At 29.8% G+C, this 6,982-nt stretch carries 5 protein-coding genes; 4 read left to right on the top strand and 1 reads right to left on the bottom strand.

The window, feature by feature from the left end; genetic code table 11:
• Positions 1-324: 324 nt before the first annotated feature.
• The gene (locus V3V28_RS02910; RefSeq protein WP_331363527.1) at positions 325-2,181 is read right to left on the bottom strand and encodes a DNA topoisomerase IV subunit B; all 1,857 of its coding nucleotides are present in this window, start codon (positions 2,179-2,181) and stop codon (positions 325-327) included.
• 290 nt (positions 2,182-2,471) lie between these two features.
• Between V3V28_RS02910 and lysA the strand changes: the two genes are divergently transcribed.
• From lysA to V3V28_RS02890, 4 genes are all read left to right on the top strand, one after another.
• On the top strand, positions 2,472-3,716 hold the full coding sequence (gene lysA / locus V3V28_RS02905; RefSeq protein ID WP_331363526.1) for a diaminopimelate decarboxylase: 1,245 nt from the start codon (positions 2,472-2,474) through the stop codon (positions 3,714-3,716).
• 86 nt (positions 3,717-3,802) lie between these two features.
• The gene (locus V3V28_RS02900; RefSeq protein WP_331363525.1) at positions 3,803-4,312 is read left to right on the top strand and encodes a GNAT family N-acetyltransferase; all 510 of its coding nucleotides are present in this window, start codon (positions 3,803-3,805) and stop codon (positions 4,310-4,312) included.
• A 219-nt stretch (positions 4,313-4,531) separates the two neighbouring features.
• On the top strand, positions 4,532-6,655 hold the full coding sequence (locus V3V28_RS02895; RefSeq protein WP_331363524.1) for a Tex family protein: 2,124 nt from the start codon (positions 4,532-4,534) through the stop codon (positions 6,653-6,655).
• A 20-nt stretch (positions 6,656-6,675) separates the two neighbouring features.
• On the top strand, positions 6,676-6,822 hold the full coding sequence (locus tag V3V28_RS02890; protein WP_331363523.1) for a hypothetical protein: 147 nt from the start codon (positions 6,676-6,678) through the stop codon (positions 6,820-6,822).
• The last annotated feature ends 160 nt before the right edge of the window (positions 6,823-6,982 follow it).

Genomic DNA, 6,982 nt, shown 5'->3' with positions numbered 1-6,982 from the left:
TAATACCTCTAAAATTTTCTCGTAATTTGCTCTAAAGCTGTTCATCTATTTAAATGTTTGAAATTCAATTAAATATACGATTCTCTTAATCAATGAACAGCTTTTTTATAATGCACAACAGGTTATTGATAATATTATTGATACAATAATGAATAATAAATTTTTCTTTTTTTTAGATTGTTGGTTTACAAAATTTTTAAAAACAATATAATTAATTGCGGCAACCCAAATAAATAATAGTAAACTCTCTAACATTTTAATTTCTCTTATTTCCCACAAACTTGCTAAAAGTTCTTTCCTTCGGAAAGGATTTAGGATAGGTTTCTAAACTTCTTCAACAGTATCCAACTCAACTTTTAAATTCTCAATGATAAATTTTTGTCTATCCGGAGTGTTTTTCCCCATATAAAATTCTAACATACTTTCAATAGACATTTCTTTATCTAACATTACAGGATCTAAACGAATATCATCACCAATAAAATGAACAAACTCATTTGGTGAAATCTCACCCAAACCTTTAAATCGAGTTATTTCTGGCTTTCCTCTTAATTTTGATATTGCAACTTGCTTTTCTTCTTGTGAATAACAATAGAACGTTTGTTTTTTATTTCTGACTCTAAACAATGGAGTTTCTAAAATATACAAATGTCCTTCTTTAATTAATTCAGGAAAAAACTGCAAGAAAAAAGTAATTAATAACAAACGAATGTGCATTCCATCTACATCGGCATCTGTTGCAATTACAATGTTATTGTATCGTAAATCTTCTAAACCGTCTTCTATATTTAAAGCTGCTTGTAAAAGATTGAATTCCTCATTTTCATAGACAATTTTCTTACTCAATCCGTAAGAATTTAAAGGCTTCCCCTTTAAACTAAAGACGGCTTGTGTGTTTACATTTCTCGATTTTGTGATAGAACCAGAAGCAGAATCTCCCTCTGTAATAAATAAAGTAGATTCTAAATAATTATCTTTTTTAATATCACCTAAATGCACTCTGCAATCTCGTAGTTTTTTATTGTGTAAACTCGATTTTTTAGCTCTGTCTTTTGCTAACTTTCGAATTCCAGAAAGTTCTTTTCTTTCTTTCTCTGCTTGTACAATTTTCTTTTGAAGTTTATCAGCAACATCAGTGTTTTTGTGCAAATAATTATCCAATTTTGTTTTTAGAAAATCATTAATATAACTTCTTACAGTTGGTAAATTTCCACCCATATCTGTAGAACCTAACTTTGTTTTGGTCTGACTCTCAAAAACAGGTTCCATTACTTTTATTGCAATTGCAGAAATAATAGATTTTCTAATATCCGAAGCTTCAAAATTCTTTCCGTAAAACTCTCTTATTGTTTTTACTATTGCCTCTCTAAATGCTGCTTGATGCGTTCCTCCTTGTGTGGTATACTGCCCATTAACAAAAGAATGATACTCTTCTGAATATTGTGTTCTACTATGCGTAATTGCAACTTCTATATCATCTCCTTTTAAGTGAATTATTGGATATAACATATCTTCCAAATTGTTATTATCTTCCAACAAATCTTTTAATCCGTTTTCTGAAAAGAACTTTTCTCCATTGAAAATTATGGTTAAACCAGGATTTAAATACACATAATACTTCAGCATTTTTGCTACGTATTCATTTCTGTATTTATATTTCTTAAAAATTTCTTCGTCCGGAATAAAAGAAACTTTTGTTCCTTTTCTACGTGAAGTCTCTTCTAAAAATTCTTGATTTTCTAAATTCCCTTGGCTAAATTCTGCGGAAGCAGACTTACCATCACGTGAAGATTCTACTCTAAAAAATGATGAAAGTGCATTTACTGCTTTGGTACCAACTCCGTTTAATCCAACTGATTTTTTAAATGCTTTAGAGTCATATTTACCACCAGTATTCATTTTAGAAACCACATCAACAACTTTTCCTAAAGGAATTCCACGTCCATAATCTCGAACCGTAACTTTACTTCCTTGTATAGAAATTTCAATGGTTTTTCCAGCTCCCATTACATATTCATCAATGGAATTATCAAGAACCTCTTTAACTAAAATATAAATTCCGTCATCGGCAGAAGAACCATCACCCAATTTACCAATGTACATTCCAGGACGCATTCTTATATGCTCTTTCCAGTCTAAAGACCTGATATTATCTTCTGTGTATTTTGTTTCTTGAGTCATGAAATGTCTTACTGTTAGTAGGTTTGAAGCCTTGCTAAAGTAGCATTAAACCAGCAAAAATAAAATAGCTCTCAGAATTAGTTATTAACATGATTTCAACTATTAAAACTGTTAATTTTTTACTCCTTTTTTCACAGGAATGACAATTTAATTGGAAACCGTTAATTACAAATTACAGGAGCTTTTTCAATGTAAAAATCACAATAAAAAACAATTTGTTGTATTTTTAAACAAATCAGTTTTTATTAAACAATTTAACTATTTTTGACACCAGATAAAAATTAAATAAAGTGAAAAACACACAACTTACAGCGTTAGCAAACAAATACGGAAGTCCTTTATATGTTTACGATACAGATAAAATTGAATCGCAATACAGCAGATTAACAAATGCTTTTAGCACTGTTAAAAGTTTAAAATTAAATTATGCAGTAAAAGCACTTTCTAATATAAATATATTAAAATTCTTTAAGAATTTAGGTTCTGGTTTAGACACCGTTTCATATCAAGAAGTACAATTGTGTTTAACAACAGGTATAGATCCTAAAGATATTATTTACACACCAAATGGTGTTTCTTTATCAGAAATTGAAGAAGTAGCAAAATTAGGTGTTCAAATTAATATTGATAATCTTTCTATATTAGAACAATTCGGACAAAAACACCCAGATATTCCTGTTTGCGTGCGCATAAACCCTCACATTATGGCAGGTGGAAATTCTAAAATTTCAGTAGGTCATATTGATTCTAAATTCGGAATTTCAATTCATCAAGTCCCTCACATTAAACGTGTTGTTAAAAATACAGAAATGAACATTAACGGAATTCACATGCACACTGGTTCAGATATTTTAGATATCGATACTTTTTTACGTGCTACAGAAATCTTGTTTGATGTTGCAAAACAATTTGATAATATCGATTTTATCGATTTCGGAAGTGGATTTAAAGTACCTTATAAAGAAAGAGATATTTCTACAGATATTGAGCAATTAGGTGTACAATTATCAGAAAGATTCAATGAATTTTGTGTTGAATATGGTAAAGACATTACTTTAATGTTTGAACCTGGTAAGTTTTTAGTTTCTGAAGCAGGTTCATTTCTTGCAAAAGTAAATGTTGTGAAACAAACAACTTCTACTGTTTTTGCACATGTAGATTCTGGTTTTAACCATTTGGTAAGGCCAATGATGTATGATTCTTATCATCATATTACAAACGCATCTAATCCAACAGGAAGAGACAGATATTATTCTGTTGTAGGTTATATTTGTGAAACAGACACATTTGCTTCTAATAGAAGAATTGCCGAAATTTCTGAAGAAGATCTCTTATGTTTCCACAATGCAGGTGCCTATTGTTTTTCTATGGCTTCTAATTACAATTCTCGTTACATTCCTGCAGAAATTATGGTACATAATGGAAAGGATTACTTAATTAGAAAAAGACAAACGATTGAAGATATTTTGCATAATCAAGTTGTTGTTGATTTATCAGAAAATAAGAAAGTTAAAAAGGACGTAGTTAGTGCTTAAAATTTATAAAAATAAATTATTTTAGCTACAAATTCACGAATATTATATTTGTGAATTCGTAGCTAACTTTTTTAAAATGCATTCTGATGAAAATTAGACTTTCAACTTCGGATGATATTCCGAATATCATGATAATCATTAATGATGCTAAAACCTATCTAGCTTCACAAAATATTGATCAATGGCAAAATGGATACCCAAATACTGAACAAGTTGAGAATGACATAAAAAATGGAGAAAATTATGTTGTTATAAATGATGAAAACAAAATAATGGCAACCTCTATGTTTACTTCAAACCCAGAACCAACCTATAAAATTATTGATGGAAATTGGTTTGTAGATGAAACTAAAGTTTATGGGGTTGTTCATAGAATGGCCATCAAAAAAGAGTTTAGAAAGTTTGGGTTAGCTACTTTTCTATTTGATGAATTTCATCAACAATTAAAAGACAAAAACATTGAAAGTTTAAAGATTGATACACATGAAGAAAACATTGGAATGCAATCTTTAATCAAAAAATTGGGTTATAAATATTGTGGGGTTATTTACACAAGTTACAACGCAAAAAGATTGGCTTTTGAGAAAGTAATTTAATTTTTTGCCACGAATTCACGAATTAGCTTCTCGATACAATTCCGCAAAAAATAGGAATCACTCGAAGTGACAGTATGATCTCACTCTTACTCGTTTTGTAACACGAACTGTCACATCGAGTGAAATTATTTTTTCAAGAATTTTGTATCGAGATGTTTTAATCTTTAAATTCGTAAAGAAAAATTAATAAATCTTCTGCTTACAAATTCAAACAAAAAAATGCAAATCCTTCAATATATAATTCAGCAAACACAGCTTTCTTCAAAATCTGTAGAAAACACTATTTCATTATTAAATGAAGACGCTACAATTCCTTTTATTAGTCGATATAGAAAGGAAGTGACAGGTAATTTAGATGAAGTTCAAATTGGTGATATTGTAAAGTTTAAAGAGCTTTTTGAAGCGTTAGAAAAACGTAAAAAAGCAATTTTGAAAGCGTTAGTAGAACAAGGTGTTTTAACAGATGAATTAACACTAAAAGTAACCAACTCTAAAGATTTAATTGCTTTAGAAGATTTGTATTTACCCTTTAAGAAGAAGCGTAAAACCAAAGCAGAAACTGCACGATTACAAGGTTTAGAACCGTTGGCAAAAATGATTATGAGTCAGCGAGTAAACGATTTAGAGTACACTGCTTCTAAATATACTTCCAACGAAGTTGAAACAATAGAAAACGCAATAGAAGGCGCTCGTTTTATCATTGCAGAATGGATAAATGAACGAACAGATATTAGAAATAACATTAGACGTGAATTAGAACGTTATTCGACGATTTCTTCAAAAGTAGTTAAAGCAAAAATTGATGATGAAAAAGCGCAGAAATTTAAAGATTATTTTAATTGGAGCGAATCTTTAAGTAGAATTCCATCGCACAGATTATTAGCAATTTTAAGAGCAGAAAACGAAGATTTTATTCGCGTTAAAATAGAAATTGATTCTGAAAGAATTCTTGAGAGAATGGAAAACAAAATTATCAATTCTAAAAACGCATGTACTCCTCAAATTGAACTCGCCATTAAAGATGCTTATAAACGTTTATTATATCCTTCTTTATCAAATGAAAGATTATCTCTTGCTAAAGAAAAAGCAGATGAGGATGCTATTATTGTTTTTTCCAAAAACTTAAAACAATTGCTTTTAGGTGCTCCTTTGGGTGAAAAAAGAACTTTAGCAATCGACCCTGGTTTTAGATCTGGTTGTAAAGTTGTGTGTTTAAATGAACAAGGAGAATTAGAACATAATGAAACTATTTTTCCTCACGCTCCACAAAATCAATCTATAGAAGCTATTAAAAAAATTAGTTTTTTAGCAGATGCTCATAAGATTGAAGCAATTGCGATTGGAAACGGAACTGCTTCTAGAGAAACAGAACAACTGATTAAAAAAATTCAGTTTAATAATCAAATAGAAATTTTTGTTGTAAGTGAAGCTGGCGCGTCTATTTATTCAGCATCAAAAATCGCTAGAGACGAATTCCCAAATTATGATGTTACCGTTCGTGGCTCTGTTTCAATCGGAAGAAGATTGCAAGATCCTTTGGCAGAATTGGTAAAGATTGATGCAAAATCGATTGGCGTTGGACAATACCAGCATGATATTGATCAAACAAAATTGAAAAAATCTTTAGATACAACAGTAGAGAGTTGCGTAAATACAATTGGTGTAAGCATAAACACAGCAAGTGAATCTTTATTGAGTTACGTTTCTGGAATTGGCCCAAAACTAGCAGAGAACATCGTGAATTACAGAAATGAAAACGGTTCTTTCTCTTCTAGAACTGCTATTAAAAAAGTGCCTCGATTAGGAGGGAAAGCGTACGAACAAGCGGCTGGTTTTTTACGAATTAAAAACGGTAAAAACCCGTTAGATGATTCTGGAGTTCATCCAGAAAGTTACGCCTTGGTTGATAAAATTGCAAAAGACAATAACAAAAAAGTTTCTGAATTTATTGGTAATTCAGAATTGATAAAACATATTCAATTAAAAAATTACATTACAGAATCTATTGGCTTGCCTACGTTAGAAGACATTGTAAAAGAATTAGAAAAGCCAGGTTTAGATCCACGAGAAAAAGCAAAAGTGTTTTCTTTTGACAAAAACATTAAAACAATTGCTGATTTAAGAATAGGTCAAACCTTACCAGGAATTGTAAATAACATTACCAATTTTGGTTGTTTTGTAGATATTGGAACCAAAGAAAGTGGATTAATTCACGTTTCTAATTTATCAGATACCTTTGTTAAAGATGTAAACGCAATTGTTACTTTACAACAACAAATTACTGTAAAAGTTTTAGAAGTAGATGTGGTGAGGAAGCGAATTCAATTGGCTTTAGTAAAGTAATAATTTCTTATATTTATAAAATGAGTAATAAAATAGAAAAAAATGATTCTTGGGATGACTTAAGTGATTCTCAAAAGAATGAAATACAACAAGAAGTTAATGAATCAAACAAAAAGAAGAAAACCACTTGGGAAGATGTTAAAAAAAAATTTTCAAAATTAAAATGATATAAACCCTTATTTATAAATTAAAAAACTACTTAATTAACCTGTTGTGCATTATAAAAAAGCTGTTCATTGATTAAGAGAATCGTATATTTAATTGAATTTCAAACATTTAAATAGATGAACAGCTTTAGAGCAAATTACGAGAAAATTTTAGAGGTAT

It is taken from the genome of Polaribacter sp., from assembly GCF_036480315.1.
Lineage (GTDB): Bacteria > Bacteroidota > Bacteroidia > Flavobacteriales > Flavobacteriaceae > Polaribacter.
The sequence above is the reverse complement of the archived record's forward strand: the minus strand, read 5'-3'. Positions and strand labels throughout refer to the sequence as shown.

Excerpts from the sequence above, each read along its gene's own strand:
- V3V28_RS02910 (WP_331363527.1), bottom strand. The coding sequence starts at position 2,181 with ATGACTCAAGAAACAAAATACACAGAAGATAATATCAGGTCTTTAGAC.
- V3V28_RS02900 (WP_331363525.1), top strand. The coding sequence starts at position 3,803 with ATGAAAATTAGACTTTCAACTTCGGATGATATTCCGAATATCATGATA.
- V3V28_RS02890 (WP_331363523.1), top strand. The coding sequence starts at position 6,676 with ATGAGTAATAAAATAGAAAAAAATGATTCTTGGGATGACTTAAGTGAT.
- V3V28_RS02895 (WP_331363524.1), top strand. The coding sequence starts at position 4,532 with ATGCAAATCCTTCAATATATAATTCAGCAAACACAGCTTTCTTCAAAA.